General features: G+C 36.9%; 15 protein-coding genes and 3 tRNA genes. 11 read left to right on the plus strand and 7 right to left on the minus strand.

Annotation, left to right across the window (positions count from 1 at the left end; translation table 11 throughout):
• Positions 1–29 precede the first annotated feature (29 nt).
• The 3 genes from ABDH28_06745 (at position 30) to miaB (ending at position 2,650) form a co-directional block, all read left to right on the plus strand.
• A tRNA-Ser gene (locus ABDH28_06745) sits at positions 30–117 on the plus strand.
• A 4-nt stretch (positions 118–121) separates the two neighbouring features.
• On the plus strand, positions 122–1,150 hold the full coding sequence (gene argC / locus ABDH28_06750; protein ID MEN2998714.1) for an N-acetyl-gamma-glutamyl-phosphate reductase: 1,029 nt from the start codon (positions 122–124) through the stop codon (positions 1,148–1,150).
• 204 nt (positions 1,151–1,354) lie between these two features.
• On the plus strand, positions 1,355–2,650 hold the full coding sequence (gene miaB / locus ABDH28_06755) for a tRNA (N6-isopentenyl adenosine(37)-C2)-methylthiotransferase MiaB (protein ID MEN2998715.1): 1,296 nt from the start codon (positions 1,355–1,357) through the stop codon (positions 2,648–2,650).
• A gap of 23 nt (positions 2,651–2,673) precedes the next feature.
• Here miaB and cutA read toward each other — a convergent pair whose 3' ends face one another.
• Positions 2,674–2,985: a divalent-cation tolerance protein CutA gene (cutA, locus tag ABDH28_06760; GenBank protein MEN2998716.1), complete on the minus strand. Its 312-nt coding sequence runs from the start codon at positions 2,983–2,985 to the stop codon at positions 2,674–2,676.
• Positions 2,986–3,281: 296 nt separating this feature from the next.
• On the opposite strand from cutA, the gene ABDH28_06765 reads away from it, so the two are divergent.
• Together ABDH28_06765 and ABDH28_06770 are read left to right on the plus strand one after the other, a co-directional pair.
• A tRNA-Gly gene (locus ABDH28_06765) sits at positions 3,282–3,354 on the plus strand.
• A 5-nt stretch (positions 3,355–3,359) separates the two neighbouring features.
• Positions 3,360–3,581, plus strand: coding sequence for a DUF2905 domain-containing protein (locus ABDH28_06770; GenBank protein MEN2998717.1), 222 nt, complete (start codon positions 3,360–3,362; stop codon positions 3,579–3,581).
• Between the two features lie 139 nt (positions 3,582–3,720).
• On the opposite strand, the gene ABDH28_06775 is transcribed toward ABDH28_06770, so the two are convergent.
• Positions 3,721–4,104: a polymer-forming cytoskeletal protein gene (locus ABDH28_06775; GenBank protein ID MEN2998718.1), complete on the minus strand. Its 384-nt coding sequence runs from the start codon at positions 4,102–4,104 to the stop codon at positions 3,721–3,723.
• A gap of 507 nt (positions 4,105–4,611) precedes the next feature.
• On the opposite strand from ABDH28_06775, the gene ABDH28_06780 reads away from it, so the two are divergent.
• On the plus strand, positions 4,612–5,361 hold the full coding sequence (locus ABDH28_06780) for a pyridoxine 5'-phosphate synthase (GenBank protein ID MEN2998719.1): 750 nt from the start codon (positions 4,612–4,614) through the stop codon (positions 5,359–5,361).
• Between the two features lies 1 nt (position 5,362).
• On the opposite strand, the gene argJ is transcribed toward ABDH28_06780, so the two are convergent.
• Entirely contained in the window at positions 5,363–6,559 is a 1,197-nt protein-coding gene (argJ, locus tag ABDH28_06785) for a bifunctional glutamate N-acetyltransferase/amino-acid acetyltransferase ArgJ (protein MEN2998720.1), read from the minus strand.
• A 152-nt stretch (positions 6,560–6,711) separates the two neighbouring features.
• On the opposite strand from argJ, the gene ABDH28_06790 reads away from it, so the two are divergent.
• The 4 genes from ABDH28_06790 (at position 6,712) to ABDH28_06805 (ending at position 9,663) form a co-directional block, all read left to right on the plus strand.
• Positions 6,712–7,731: a hypothetical protein gene (locus ABDH28_06790; GenBank protein ID MEN2998721.1), complete on the plus strand. Its 1,020-nt coding sequence runs from the start codon at positions 6,712–6,714 to the stop codon at positions 7,729–7,731.
• 1 nt (position 7,732) lies between these two features.
• Positions 7,733–8,611, plus strand: a complete 879-nt coding sequence (locus tag ABDH28_06795; GenBank protein ID MEN2998722.1) for a hypothetical protein — start codon at positions 7,733–7,735, stop codon at positions 8,609–8,611.
• 129 nt (positions 8,612–8,740) lie between these two features.
• Positions 8,741–8,813, plus strand: a tRNA-Gly gene (locus ABDH28_06800).
• Positions 8,814–8,847: 34 nt separating this feature from the next.
• A complete protein-coding gene (locus ABDH28_06805; GenBank protein ID MEN2998723.1) occupies positions 8,848–9,663 on the plus strand; it encodes a hypothetical protein in 816 nt (271 codons plus the stop codon).
• Here the strand turns inward: ABDH28_06805 and ABDH28_06810 are convergent.
• On the minus strand, positions 9,660–10,349 hold the full coding sequence (locus ABDH28_06810) for an endonuclease V (protein MEN2998724.1): 690 nt from the start codon (positions 10,347–10,349) through the stop codon (positions 9,660–9,662). The genes ABDH28_06805 and ABDH28_06810 overlap by 4 nt on opposite strands.
• Positions 10,350–10,509: 160 nt before the next feature.
• Here ABDH28_06810 and ABDH28_06815 point away from each other — a divergent pair, with 160 nt between their 5' ends.
• The gene (locus ABDH28_06815) at positions 10,510–11,709 is read left to right on the plus strand and encodes an N-acetylmuramoyl-L-alanine amidase (protein ID MEN2998725.1); all 1,200 of its coding nucleotides are present in this window, start codon (positions 10,510–10,512) and stop codon (positions 11,707–11,709) included.
• Between the two features lie 65 nt (positions 11,710–11,774).
• Here the strand turns inward: ABDH28_06815 and rpe are convergent, their stop codons facing one another.
• From rpe to ABDH28_06830, 3 genes are all read right to left on the minus strand, one after another.
• Positions 11,775–12,434 (minus strand): ribulose-phosphate 3-epimerase, encoded by a 660-nt coding sequence (gene rpe / locus ABDH28_06820; protein MEN2998726.1) that lies wholly within the window; start codon positions 12,432–12,434, stop codon positions 11,775–11,777.
• Positions 12,431–13,492, minus strand: a complete 1,062-nt coding sequence (locus ABDH28_06825; protein ID MEN2998727.1) for a PASTA domain-containing protein — start codon at positions 13,490–13,492, stop codon at positions 12,431–12,433. The genes rpe and ABDH28_06825 overlap by 4 nt, the downstream gene beginning before the upstream one ends.
• Before the next feature lie 171 nt (positions 13,493–13,663).
• Positions 13,664–14,528: hypothetical protein (locus ABDH28_06830; GenBank protein ID MEN2998728.1), on the minus strand; the 865-nt coding region annotated here is incomplete at its 5' end.

Here is a 14,528-nt window from a genome sequence, read left to right on the forward strand (position 1 = left end):
AAGATGATAGATTAGGTTGCCATTTTCTTGGAGAGGTGCCAGAGCGGTCTATTGGGGCAGACTCGAAATCTGCTGTTCTCCTTCGGGGAACCGCGGGTTCAAATCCCGCCCTCTCCGAAGTATGCGAAAAGTTAAAGTAGGTATAATAGGGGCTAGCGGATATACTGGAGCCGAACTTTTAAGAATACTCCAAAGACATAAAATGGTGGAGATAGTGTTAATAACCTCAAGAACTCTAGCTGGGGAAAAGGTTAGTAAAGTGTTTCCCGAATTTCCTTCCCTAAACCTTAGGTTCTCATCCACTGAAGAGGTAGCAAACAACTTAAGTAACGATGTTGTTGATGTTGTCTTTCTAACATTACCTCATGAACCAGCAATAGGTTTGGTTCATACTTTTTACTCAAAGGGGATAAAGGTTGTGGATCTAAGTGCTTCCTACAGATTCAAGAAGAGGGAAGTTTTTGAGAATACTTATGAAATTCATCATCCCTACCCTGAACTTCTACAAAAATCTGTGTGGGGCTTACCTGAACTTTTTAGAGAAACCATAAAAAACGCAGAAATCATTGGGAATCCAGGATGTTATCCTACTTCCATAGCTATTGGATTGATACCCCTAAGGGAAATCAAGGAAAAAGTGGACCTTGAGAACATTATAATTGACTCTAAATCCGGAATCTCAGGAAAAGGGAGAAAGGTCTCGGAAGACTCAATATTTGTAGAGCATAACGAAAACTTTTACGCTTATGGCATACCAGCTCACAGGCATACACCGGAAATTGAACAGTTTATAGAGTTTAACTTTGGAAAGAAGGTTAGTGTTGTTTTTGTTCCACATGTTGTTCCAATGGATAGAGGTATATTTTCTTCCATATATGTATCTGCAGAAAACATATCGCAAAAAACCCTGGAAGAACTATACCATTCTTACTACGATAAGGAGCCTTTTATATATGTTATAGACACCATCCCACAAACAAAGTGGATCTCTCATACCAACAACTGCATGGTTTTTGTAAAATATCTTGAAAGGAAAAGTAAAATTGTAATCTTCTCTGCGATTGATAACTTAGTAAAGGGAGCTTCGGGCCAAGCAGTGCAGAATATGAACATTATGTTTGGTATTGATGAAACAGAGGGGTTGGTTTGAGAGCACAAATTCTTTAATCTGACAGTTGGACTATAATCACAGAACTTTACTTCATACCAAGCATCTTAGGTACTTATCAAGAGGAGTATTTACCCAGTCCCGATAGGGACTGCGAGAGTAGTGAAAAGAAAGACTACATCATGATTATTGGGTACAGAAGTAGAAAATTTATCTACGGTGTCTTATAATTAAAACTCAGGCACTATGAAGTTTTTCATTGAAACATACGGATGTCAAATGAATCTCTCCGATTCGTTTGAACTTAAAAAGCTACTGGAGGACAACGGACTGGAAGAATCACAGAGTGAAGAAGAAGCTGATGCGATAATAGTAAATACCTGTAGTGTGAGAAACACTGCAGAAGAGAGAGTATTTGGAAGGCTAGGATTCCTTAAAGGGCTGAAGAACAAAAAGCCAAATCTAAAAATATACGTGATTGGGTGTATGGCTCAGTTGTGGGGGAAAGAGTTGTTTAGCAAAGCTCCACACATAGACGGTGTTTTCGGAACATACAATCGTAGCAAAGTAGTTCAACACCTTCTTGCTAAAGACAGTTATGTCGTTGATGTTAGTATGGATAGATACGAATTTCTTCCACCTTCCGTTGATTACCAATTTCCGTTTAAGGCTTCCGTAACGGTGATTCACGGCTGTAATCATGCTTGCACTTACTGTGTAGTTCCCAAAACTAGAGGCAGGGAGGTAAGCAGACCGTTAAACGAAATAGTTGAAAATATAAAGAAATTGGTTGATGAAGGAGTAGTTGATGTCCAGCTTCTTGGTCAAAATATAAACTCCTATGGCAGAGATATTGGCACAAGTTTTAAAGAACTCTTGAAGGAGGTAAATAAAATAGAAGGACTAAGGAGAATAAGCTTTTTAACCTCTCATCCAGTAAACTTTACCGAGGATCTTATAGATACTATCTCCGAACTTGATAAGGTGTATAGATATTTCCATCTGCCAGTCCAGAGTGGTTCCAACAAGATTCTTAAACTTATGAGGAGAGGGTATACTCGCGAAAAATACCTAAAGTTGATTGAATATCTTAGAAAAAAAATACCCGATGCATCAGTTTCAACAGATATAATTGTTGGTTTCCCTTATGAAACCGAAGAGGATTTTAACTCTACTTTGGATCTAGTTAAAGAGGTAAGATTTGACTTTGCGTATATGTTTGTATTTAACCCTAGAAGAGGCACAATATCAGCGGAAATGCAAGAACAGGTTCCAGAAGAAATAAAAACTGAGAGGATACAGAAACTTGTAGCACTACAACATTCCATAAGCAAAGAAAATAACCTAAAGGATATTGGGAAGGAATTTGAGATATTGGTTGAAGAAAAAGGGAGATACAAAGGGCAACTTTTGGGTAGAACTAGATACAACAAAATCGTTGCATTTGAGGGGAGAGAGAACCTCATAGGTAAGTTTATTAAGGTTAGAGTAGAAAGACTTTCGGGAAATACTTTAATAGGTAAAGTTGTAGTAAAATGCTAACACTTTATCCGTTCTTAACTAAACTATGGAGAAATTGTCTCTTTGTTTAGCCATTCCAGATACTCTCGGTTTACATTCTCAACGTTTAGTGCAACTATTTCAGGAACTGTGTAGGGATGATTTGATTTTATGAAATCACGGAGCTTTTCAAAAAGTTCTTTTTTGGTCTTCATTACTAGTAGATCCTCACTGTCTCTTTCTATTTTACCTTGCCAGTGATAAATACTTTGAACATTTTGTATGATATTGACACAAGCTACTAGCCTTGCTTCAATAACTTTTTCGGCAAGTTCTTTTCCTTTACCCGATGGAATTGTGCATATAACTACTATCATAAGAGTATGATAAAAATTTCTTTTTGGAAAAATCAATTAACAAATTGCGATTCCCAATAAATTCCAGGGTTTAACAATTAGGTGTGGTTTTTGCAGTCTCTATTGAAACTGAGTGATACACTTTTTGATAAATGCCTAAAGAGAAATAATGTAAAGTCAAGTTTTGTGATTGATGAAAACCAAAAAGTTTAGAGTCTTTGCTTACTTGCCTAATGGAAATTGGAGTTTTTGGTTCTAGTTGCAAAAAAACATCTTGGACAATTACAATATATAAGGCTGAAGATTGAGAATAGTTTGCGGGAATAGCTCAGTTGGTAGAGCGCTTCCTTGCCAAGGAAGAGGTCGCGGGGTCAAGTCCCGTTTCCCGCTCATTGATGGCAGAGATAGGTAAATTCTTCCTTATCCTAGGTTTGGCTATTGCCTTTGTAGGAATCCTTTTTATGCTCCTGCCTAAAATTGATTTCAAGGGGCTTCCAGGAGATATTTTCATAAAAAAAGATAACTTTGTGTTTTTCTTCCCCATTGTCACAAGTATCGTATTGAGTATTTTACTAAGCATAGTATTGACCGTAATATTCTCTCTGTTTAGAAAGTAACCTCTAAAGGTCAGAATCATTCTTTCAATAAAGCATCATATTACCTTGTAGAAAGACTTAAAGATCAAAAAAGTATGAAAATCTGTTACTGTTTTCAAGTCTTTCCTATAACAAGCTTGGAAGCAGAAACCTAGAAAAATTAGAGTTTCTCCTTGACATTAGTCTGTACTTTTGGTTCTTTAGCGGGCATGGAACAGTTACCGTTGAAAATACAACCAGATTCAATGTAAAGGTCTGGGGTCTTTATATCACCCGTTAGTTTAGCACCACTTATCATTTCTAGCTTTTCCGTAGCCTCGACATTTCCAACTATCTCCCCGTAATTGGTAATAGTAGCAGCCTTTATTTGAGCTCTTACTAGAGCTTTAGGTCCTACTACAAGATGACCTGTTGCATCAATTTCTCCTTCAAACACGCCCTTTATCATCAAGGAAGTTGAAAACTTCAAAGTACCCTTGAAAGATATATCTTCAGCAAGAACAGTATTAATGTTTTTTTCATCAATGATATGTTCTTTTGGCATATTAACCTCCAATTAATTTAAAAGTCTTAGTTACCTTTTCATTATAGAGGATAAGTCAATTCTATTTCAAATTTTTTTTGGGACTGAAGTTTACTCAAAAGTTTGGTATTTTTTTGTGGAAGAGTATTCTGAATACCTCGTGTTTGTAATTCATCCAAGCAATTCTCAAATCTCTCCTTCCTAACCCTAGCATACCTGCCTTACCTAGAAGGTAGAAGAATATAAAAGGATAACTTCCGCTATCTTTTTCCTGAGCTTGGATGGAAGGTCAAGTAGAAAGTTTTTTATAGTGATTTATAGTTTTTCTGTGATTCATATATACCTCCTTTTGCCTTTATTTTACGAGGCAAGAGGAGGTTTTTCACTTTAATTTTTATCAAATTCTCCTGCAAACTTCAGTAAACTATATTATGAATCTCCCCACAAAAAAATTTTAGACTTTATTGATAGAGCATAATACAACTTGATAAAACCACTTTGCTACATAAATAATCTATTTTAGTGAAGGTGCTAAAAAAGAAACTAGGAGTTAACATAGACCATGTTGCGACCTTAAGACAAGCCAGAAGGGGTGTGGAACCTGACCCAATATCTGTAATACCTATAGTAGAGCTTGCAGGTGCTGATAGTATAACGATGCATCTTAGAGAAGATAGGAGACATATTCAGGATAGGGATGTTTTTCTTGCAAAGCAGATAATAAAAACCTCCCTTAATTTGGAGATGTCAATAAACGAGGAAATAGTAAAAATAGCACTTGATCTTGTGCCTAATGAGGTTTGCATAGTACCTGAACGTAGAGAAGAGATAACAACCGAGGGGGGACTGGACATAAAGCCGATTAAATCCAGACTTGAAGATGTCATAAGATCTCTTAGGAGTAAGGGAGTTGTTGTAAGTTTATTTGTTGAGCCTGAGAAAGAAGCAATTAGTTTATCTAAAGAGGTTGGGGCCGATTATATAGAGATTCACACGGGTAGGTATGCCAATTCTTCTGGCGATGTGATGCTTCTTGAGTTGAATAAGATAAGGGAAATGTCAGCATATGCTAGGTCTATAGGTTTAGGAGTAAACGCAGGACATGGACTAAACTACAAGAATGCTTACGACATTGCTACGATCCCTGAGATAGAAACCCTAAACATAGGGCATAGTATAATCAGTAGAGCAATATTTGTTGGAATAAGGCAAGCAGTTGTTGAGATGAAGGATATCATCCTCCGTGGCTACTACGACCTAATAGCCGCAAGGGATTAACCTAAGTGTATTCTGCGTTTATCTTTACGTACTCATAACTCAGATCAGTAGTGAATAAGAAGTATTTTCTTTTTCCTGTGCCTAGGTCAACAAGTATATTGATGTTTTTGCCCTTTAAAACGTCATTGCTAGGATATCCTAGGTAATTCCCCCTATCAAAGATAACCTTATCGTTTACTTTCACAACCAGTTTGTTTGGTTTTACCTGCTCACCTGCTGAACCAATTGCTGCTATAATTCTACCCCAGTTTGGATTTTCACCAAATAGCATAGTTTTTACTAAAAGAGAATTACCAATTTTTCTTGCTATACTCTGAGCTACTTTCTCCCTAGAAGCGTTTATCACTTCTATTTTCACAACTTTTGTAACCCCCTCACCATCCTCAACTATCATCATTGCCAAATCATTCAGGACTTCTCTCAGATAGTCTGTAAATAACTCAAAGTTTCTATCCTCTTTTTCTACAGAAAACTCCGACATTCCATTAGCTAGGACAAGAACAGTATCATTTGGGCTCATGTCTCCGTCAACAGAAATCCTATTAAAGGTTTCATCTACCGCCTTTTTCAAAGCCTTTTGTAGCAATTCACAGGTTATTTTAGCATCTGTTGTAACGAAACACAGCATTGTAGCCATCATAGGGTTTATCATTCCACTTCCTTTGCCTATCGCTCCGATTTTGAAGGTTTCAAGACCAGAGATATGTTGGATTGCTGTTTCCTTTATTTTGGTATCGGTAGTCATTATTCCTTCTGCGGAGTTGCTTGAGGAACTTTCATGTTTTATCCTTTCACATACTTTTGCAATGCCATATTCAACAACATCCATAGGCAAAGGTTTTCCAATAATGCCAGTTGAGGCAACGAGAACGGAATTTTCACTAAAGCCCAATTTTTCTTCAACGAGCCTAGCCATCCTCCTAGCATCCTCTATCCCCCTCTCACCTGTTAAGCAATTTGCGTTACCACTGTTTGCTATTATGCCTCTTATTCCGGTAGGGTTCTTTTTCAAAATCTCCATACTCACCAATACTGATGCAGACTTAAAGACATTTGTTGTAAAGACACCAGCAGAAACAGACGGAACTTCGGAAATTATAAGTGAGATGTCTTTTCTACCTGATAGTTTTATTCCTCCGGCTACACCATTAGCTCTAAATCCTCTAGGAGCAGTAACACCTCCAGAAATTCTGCGCATAAGCCACCTCCCAAAAATAATTGTTTAAATTCTCGCCTCCCCGCTAATCATCAAATCCTAACACCACAAAACTTCAAAGCATTCCACTTTACAAGTATAAAACTTTACTTTGATGCTCTCAAATTACGATAATTATAGAAGTTGGAGCTAAGATGAAGCTAAGCATAACTCCAGATGATTTGAAAACTGATCTAAAGGCTGTAGGAAGATTCTTCTACATCTTCATAGTTTCACTAACCATTTTTCTCGTCTTCTCACTTCTATACGGAGTGGAAAATGTCATAAAGATAACTTACATCTTAACAAAGCCTAATCTTCTAGATGTAGTTTCAATATACTTCTTCAGCAACCTCATTGCTATTCTACCGTTCGTAACAATATTCTCCCTCGCATATTTTGCATACAAACTTGATTATAGATCCTTATCCGACATAGTAAGACTATCTGTAATACTAGGGGTCTTCATCTACATTTTATTCTTCGTAGCGATTCTGTTAACCCCACGAGTAGATGCTCTAGTCTTAAGTGCCTACAAAAATTTCTCTACCTCTCCTTCAACTCCTAAAAATTTGTTAACAAAATCTAAGATTCACTTTGTCGGAAATGAGAAAGTTGTGCCTATTGTAATTCGGAAAAATTCCTTTGATGCAGTTGTTGTAAGAAAAGGTAAAACCCAAATTTACCACAACCTTAGAATAGTACCCTACGATAACGGAATAAGAATAAAAAGTGGTAAAACTCAAATTCTTGACATTCCTTACGAAAAAGTTATTCCTCCAAGCTTTGGTAAACTCTACGAGAAGATCTACAGAGGTTTTATGAAAATCGCAACACAATTTCCACTTACACGATACGTGGAAAAATTCTCATTCACCAGCTTTCTAAACCTTCTTCTTTATGTAGAAGCTCTGACGATAGGAATGGTATATGTGATCTGGCTATTCAGAGACTACCCCACAACAAAAATATTGATCTTATCACTTATAGTTGCAGTGCTTGGAGTCACAGTTATGGGATTTCTGGGAAGTGTCTTTGAATTTATGAAATTCTCATCATTACTTGAAGGGATAAAAGACATAATCTCCGGATTAATGGCCATTACATTAGCTATACTAGTGGTTATGGGAGCATACAAAATGGACCAGATACTGAAAGGTAGAGTAGGAGGATAAAATGTCTGGTTACGTAAGTATTAGACTACTTCTGTTCTTCATGTTGATATTAACTGCACTTATCCTAATCTCGTACTTCATCTCTGGAGACGTAGATACAAATAAGTTCATAAGCTTTCTGAAAATATTTCTTTTTGAGCTACCAGTAGCAAGTACTTCAGCAATAGTAATAGTCTATACCTTTTTCTTAACTGAAAAAACCCTTACATCACTCCCATCAAGAAATCCAACCCTAGCGTTCATACCATCTGTATTCTTCACCCTAACAGTTGTTTTTCTCATCATCCTACTACAAGAGATAGTATTACCCTCTCTTGCTAAACAAAAGCTCACCACTGAAGGTGTAAAAAATGTTGTATTTGCTATTGACAAAAATAGGTATCTAGTTGTTGACAACGTTAAGTTTGACAACAATAAAAATGTTTACATTCTCAGTGGTGTTGATACCGTCAGTAAAGTAAACTTTTCAGTCATAAAAAGCTATAACAAGATAATCTACGATCCGTCAAAAAACACCCTAGCAATGGAGGGGAAAAAGTTGGATCTGAATGGAAACTTAGAGAAAGTTTTGATATTCTTTGTTGACAGAAACTACTTTTTCAGTATATGGGAGTTTAACAAAGTAAAAGACTCTTTCTTTGTGTTTGACCTAAAAACCTCGTTCTTAAACTTCATAATGTATGAAAAAATATTCATTCCTGTTATCTCGTTTGTAACGATGATGTTTGCTATAACACTTGGCTGGAAATGGAGAATGAACAAAAGCACAAAACTTATGCCTATTTACATAATTGTTGGCTCAGTTGTGATACCAATAGCAGTTAAAATGGTATACTACCTTTCAATAAGAACTTTTGAGTTTCTAGTCTTCCCTTTCTGAAACAGAAACTATCTTCCACTCTTTACCTAAGAAACTACGAATGGACAAATTCCAATCACAAACTTAGAATTTTCACAAATTTGCAAAATTCTGACTTTAATGAACATAATTATTTTGCCTAAGTACCGTGCGGGAATAGCTCAGTTGGTAGAGCATCGGCCTTCCAAGCCGAGGGTCGCGGGTTCGAGTCCCGTTTCCCGCTCATCTTTCTCTCTCATATTCCGACTATTCTATAGATGAAAAACCTAAAGCATTCATTTCTTATTTCACTTCTACTAATAATGTTTACATATTCCGCTTTTTGTGATGTTTTAACTTTCATATCATCAAATACTTACATAAACTGGACAAAAGGTATGATAGTCTCAGAGTTTTCGGGACACAGCGAATTCCTCATAGGTGAGGACTTTCATAGGAAAATACTCGATACCAAATATCTAGTCAAGAAAAAAATAATCTCAGAACTGTTATTTCTAATCAAAAGCATTCCATTTGACGAAAATAGAAAAGTTGAAGACTTGTTTCTACTTTTCCCCGAAAAGAGAAAAGCACTTGTCTCACTTCTTGAAGCAAATGAAGTAAAAGACTTTAGATACTTTGGTGGCAAGGTCCTAGCAAGATACACTGTAGGAATATATGGTCAAAATGGCATCTTTAACATTCTCAGACTACCATCTATCCCTAGAGACTATAGAGAGTTTATAAATCAAGCCGAACCTAAGGAATATACCGGATTACTGATATCCACGAAAAACCAAAAATTCAATATCTCTCTTTCTGTTAAGATACTTTCTAAATCTGGTAAACTGGTCTACAGCTACGCAGATTATAGGGGTAAAAGCAACTACATCCACTTTTTCAGATCACTAAAAGATGCTATTGATAGCGGAATATTCGGAAACAATATTATATATACCACACCCTTGAAAATAGAAGGAGAAAATCTCACAGATATAGTGCTTGACGACTCTGTAGTAGAAAAAATTCTCACAACTAGTGAAAACCACAACATATTCTTTGACGGAAAGGTAGGAATAATACTAGGAAACTAAAGTTGCTTTCTTTCCTGCTTTGATATCTTATCCGCAATAAATGTAACTAAAGGTAACCTGCTATTCCCAGCTTCTGCAAGTTTCTTAACAAATTCAACAGACTGATCCAGAGTTATATAATTACCAACTGAAACAAATACAGGCTTAGATGAAAGTTTGGTCCTAACTACCTTTCCTATAACCTCCTTTGTCAAAGGATCTAGGATATCTCCAGTACACCACCTAATGTTAGGAATCTCGGTATATTCGCCATATAATATAGACTTCGCACACCCTATTGTTGGTTTTTGGAGAATTGTTCCAAGATGTGTCGCAATTCCAGCCTTTCTAGGATGTGCTACTCCCTGACCATCAACTACAACCACATCTGGAGAAACCTCGGATAAATTAAACGCATCAATCACTATGGGTATTTCCCTAAACGCAAGAAAACCCGGTATGTAAGGAAAACTAACTTTACTCTTGCTTACAACTTTTTCCAAAACCCTCCAAGTATCCACTTCAACAACTACCATTACCCCAATCCCGTAATCCCCCTTGTAGCTAACATCAACCCCCGCAACCGTCTTCACCATTGAAAAATCTACTCTCCTTTCCTCAACTAGATCTCTAACGAGAAGCTGAACTCTCTTACACTCATCAATACTTTTTGCAGAAAGAGTCATATTCAGAATTTCAAAATTCATAAATTTAGTATGAATTTAAACCTTGAACCCTATCAAACTGCATACAAAGCCTATTGTAGGTCCATTAAAGAGTATTCACTTTCAGTTCCAACAGAAACTGTGAAGAAAACAAAATAACAACTTTCTATTAGACTTTTTTGACATTTAAAATTTCGTAAATATGAAAGTAAGAAGTATCCTAGCCTTACTAGTCATTATAACCACTACTGTAAGCTGGGCAAGCACTATCACAACTTTTCACCTGACCAACAATCTAATTGAGATATTTTCATTCTCTGAGTCTCTTAGAGGAAACCTTTCGTATGATCCCTACAAAGCAAAAATAACAATAAGATTCGGTACAAACACCCTTGAGTTTTTTGAGAACAGAGAATTTTTTATTGTCAATTCCAATTTTGTGTTTCCGATCGTAGGTGGACTTATAAAAACAAACTACAACTACTACCTTCCCCTATCGGTTGTAGATAGCATTGTGTCATTTCTAAAGCTAGAGTGTAAAGTTCTAAACGTTGTGACAATCTCTTCAACTCTACCAGTACCTTCAGAGTTCCCAAAGGAAGAATCCAAAACAGGTTCTGCGAAAAATACCCAAGTTTTAGATAATGCATCAACTACTTTTGTAACAAACTTGGATGCTGGAGCTACAGACTTTGTACCCATCAAGTTTGTCATAATAGATGCTGGTCACGGTGGTAAAGATCCCGGAGCCATACATAACGGAATAAAGGAAAAAGACTTAAATCTTACCTATGCAAAAGCACTATCTTCAGAACTCTCAAAGAGACTCTCTCATATAGGAGTAGATGTTATACTAACAAGAACCTACGATGTATACCTTTCACTTGAACAAAGGGCAAAGATTGCTAACGATTTTATCAAGACAACAAAAGGATATGGGGTTTTTATAAGCATTCACCAAAATGCTTCTCCTGTAAAAGTCAAGAAAGGAATGGAAATTTACTTTATCAGTGATCAAGCAGTTGACGATGATACTAGGGAAGTTCTCGCTTTTGAAAACTCCTTCATACCCAAAGAGGAGATAAAAAAAGTCAGTGAGCTGGAGAAGATCATAGGTAAGATAAGAAGTATCGCTCTTATGGAAGAGAGCAAAATACTCTCAGAAAAACTTTCAAAAGCTTTTCTACCCTCACCTCCCATCAAAGGAGGTCCTTTCTACGTGATAAAATACATTCCTATACCTTCCGTGCTCATTGAAGTTGGATATATCTCTAATCCGGAAGATGCAAAACTCATAACTTCCGAAAACCATATAAGAGAAATTTCCCGAAGACTATCTGAAGGAATAGTTGAATTTATAAACGAATACAACAGAACAAGAGGCTTTGTTTTACTTAGATAAAAACTATCCGGACAACTTCCATCAACTTAGAAACCTTTGGAGCTAGAAAGAGCCTACTCAGCGATTTAGAGTGTATTCAAAAAATCAACTACTTTCTTTCCGTTGTTGTCTCTAAAGAAAAAACTCCCCATCACTATAAGATTAGCTCCCTTCTCTACAACCTGTCTGATATTACTAAGACTTATCCCCCCGTCAGTTTCAAGGTATATATCCTTGTCTTTTGAATTCTTCTCAAGAATTTCTCTTACCTTACCTATCTTATCTATTGTCTCTGAGATAAGAGTTTGTCCTGAAAACCCTGGCTCCACCGTCATAACCAGAACAAGTTCCACTAGATCTAGAAACTGTTCTATCTCTTCAGGAGGAGTAGAAGGCTTTACTGAGATTCCGGGCTTTTTCCCATTTTCTTTTATAAACTTTAGTAGATCTCTTGAGAATCCAGGTGCCTCTAAATGTAAAGTTATGAACTCTATGTTTCTCAAAAAAAACGGTTTTATTTTCTCCTCCGATAGGTCAATCATCAGATGAACATCACCTGGAATTTTCGTAGCCTCCGATATCTGCTTTGTTATAAGTGGTCCAAAACTGATATTCGGCACAAAGTGGTTATCCATTATATCATAATGGAGGTAATCAACTCCCAATTTTTCAAGATTCTCCAATTCCTCCTTTAGATTCAGAAAGTTTGACGCAAATATTGAAGGAGCTATTTTAACATTTCTCATAGCGTCTCTTCCTTAACAAGTTCGCTATTTATGTAAATCTTTATGTTGAGCACTCCTCTTACCTTCAAGGGAAGAGTTAGGAGAGAAAGTTTGTTAACAACTTTTTTTATAGTTCTCACTCCTGTAAGATCCTTTACTTCAATGTCTATGTAATATGAGTTAACCCCCTCTTTTGAAAATGACGAAAGGCTCGTTTTGTAAAGGATGAACCTAGTGTTTTTCGCTACTGTCTCATCTCCGAAAACACCAATCATTATCTCTGGAACCACATTCTCCGTTATTATCTCGCCTTCTCTGGGAAGATGATCCAGCACAATCCCATCATTTGCCGGCTCACTAGTAGGAACCGAGGTTATCTTAAATTTTATATTCTTTGAATCCAGAAACAGCATTGCATTCTCATAGGTAAAGCCTACCATATTTGGCATCGGTATATTGCCTTCAGCTCCACTACTTACATACACTACAATCGGAGTTCCAGGCTTTACCTTCACCCCAGCAGAAGGAAATGTTCTGACAACTAGTCCTACATCATACCCCGATGGAACATACTCTATTGATACATTTACCCCTTTTGACGACAAAAACTCCCTAACTTCCTCAAAAGGTCTTCCCCCAAAATCCGGTAACACAAACTCACCGCTTCCTATACTCACAAAAAGCTTTACAGTCTTCCCTTCCCTAACAATGTTTCCGTGGGAGGGAATCTGCCGTACCACATAACCTCTCGGATTCTCCTCCGAAATAACAAATTCAACACTAGGAACAAGATTCGCACTCCCCAGCTTTGCCAAAGCATCCAGAATATCATCACCAACAACATTAGGAACTACCACTGTAGGTGAAGGCAACAATAACAATGCAGACACAAACACAAAGAAAACGAAAAACACTACAAACGATACAAACAAAAGAACTAGAGATTTTTTTACCTCATTTGAAATGAGATCTGTCTCAGAAGAAACACCCATCATGCCAAGCAAAAACCTGTTTACACCCTTAACCACACCTATGGAGATTCTCTTAAAAAAAGAAAAAAACCTTCCCAGCAAGCTCATATAAATATATTCTATAAGTTCAGATAGGTCTATCTCAATTTACCCGAAAAACTCCAATAAATCCAAAATTCACAACCAAGAATAGTCTCCTTTCTACTTCTCTTGCAGTTCTTGCTAAAACTGGGTAAATACCACTTCAGTGAATATATATTGATCAGTCCGGTTACTATACTATGGGTTTAAGACATAGTCTATTGATTTGTTAGTAACATTGACAATGTAATGTCCCCAACCACCACTAGCCGTAACTGACACACCAGCAGGGAATATTGATCTCATACCTTGATTACCAGGTGTACCTCCACTCAAACCATAAAACACGTATATATTTACAACCTGACCACTAGATGCTCCAGAACCTATAGAAGCGTAAGGTATCGTGAACGAATAAATATGATCAGCTCCGCTTATGTATGTCATAGTATGAGAAACAGATACTGAATTTGTAACACCAGAGACTATCTTACGTGCATTTGTTTGTTGCAAGGTTCTTGGGAAAGGATTATCAATCCATCCCCACACAACAAAGTCAGCATTTATGCCAGCAGTATTTGTAAACCAGAAATCCCCCCATCCTGTATACCAATCTCCACACCAGCCTGTAGGTGGTGGTTGATGCCCAGTTGTCATATTAGTCACATCAACAAGCACATAAAGGTTATGGTCATCATTGGCAGCGTTTGATATGACGATATCAACTACTAATCCTCCTCCTGAACTACTTTTTACGTAAACATCCTTTATCAAAGAAGCCCAGAAGTTGTATTCACCATTACCTAGATAAGTTCTATCAACATTAACAGATATGGAGTAAGTGCTACTGGTGTTACCAGCATTATCAACTGCGTAAGCTTTTATCTGTATATTAGTTTCTCTTACCCTATAAACCTGATTAGTCCAGTTATTAGTTCCTTGTGCAGGTTGGAATGGCCCTCCATCTACTGATACATAAACTTGTTTAACACCACTTAGCGAATCACTTGCAGTTCCTATTATCCTAAGACCACCTGCTGGTAGATTGTTAGTTATAGTGCTA

The sequence above is a fragment of the Brevinematia bacterium genome, assembly GCA_039630355.1.
Taxonomy (GTDB): domain Bacteria; phylum Spirochaetota; class Brevinematia; order DTOW01; family DTOW01; genus SKYB106.

Excerpts from the sequence above, each read along its gene's own strand:
- argC (MEN2998714.1), top strand. The coding sequence starts at position 122 with ATGCGAAAAGTTAAAGTAGGTATAATAGGGGCTAGCGGATATACTGGA.
- cutA (MEN2998716.1), bottom strand. The coding sequence starts at position 2,985 with ATGATAGTAGTTATATGCACAATTCCATCGGGTAAAGGAAAAGAACTT.
- ABDH28_06825 (MEN2998727.1), bottom strand. The coding sequence starts at position 13,492 with ATGAGCTTGCTGGGAAGGTTTTTTTCTTTTTTTAAGAGAATCTCCATA.
- ABDH28_06795 (MEN2998722.1), top strand. The coding sequence starts at position 7,733 with ATGTCTGGTTACGTAAGTATTAGACTACTTCTGTTCTTCATGTTGATA.
- ABDH28_06790 (MEN2998721.1), top strand. The coding sequence starts at position 6,712 with ATGAAGCTAAGCATAACTCCAGATGATTTGAAAACTGATCTAAAGGCT.
- rpe (MEN2998726.1), bottom strand. The coding sequence starts at position 12,434 with ATGAGAAATGTTAAAATAGCTCCTTCAATATTTGCGTCAAACTTTCTG.
- ABDH28_06775 (MEN2998718.1), bottom strand. The coding sequence starts at position 4,104 with ATGCCAAAAGAACATATCATTGATGAAAAAAACATTAATACTGTTCTT.
- ABDH28_06815 (MEN2998725.1), top strand. The coding sequence starts at position 10,510 with ATGAAAGTAAGAAGTATCCTAGCCTTACTAGTCATTATAACCACTACT.
- argJ (MEN2998720.1), bottom strand. The coding sequence starts at position 6,559 with ATGCGCAGAATTTCTGGAGGTGTTACTGCTCCTAGAGGATTTAGAGCT.
- ABDH28_06810 (MEN2998724.1), bottom strand. The coding sequence starts at position 10,349 with ATGAATTTTGAAATTCTGAATATGACTCTTTCTGCAAAAAGTATTGAT.
- ABDH28_06805 (MEN2998723.1), top strand. The coding sequence starts at position 8,848 with ATGAAAAACCTAAAGCATTCATTTCTTATTTCACTTCTACTAATAATG.
- miaB (MEN2998715.1), top strand. The coding sequence starts at position 1,355 with ATGAAGTTTTTCATTGAAACATACGGATGTCAAATGAATCTCTCCGAT.
- ABDH28_06770 (MEN2998717.1), top strand. The coding sequence starts at position 3,360 with ATGGCAGAGATAGGTAAATTCTTCCTTATCCTAGGTTTGGCTATTGCC.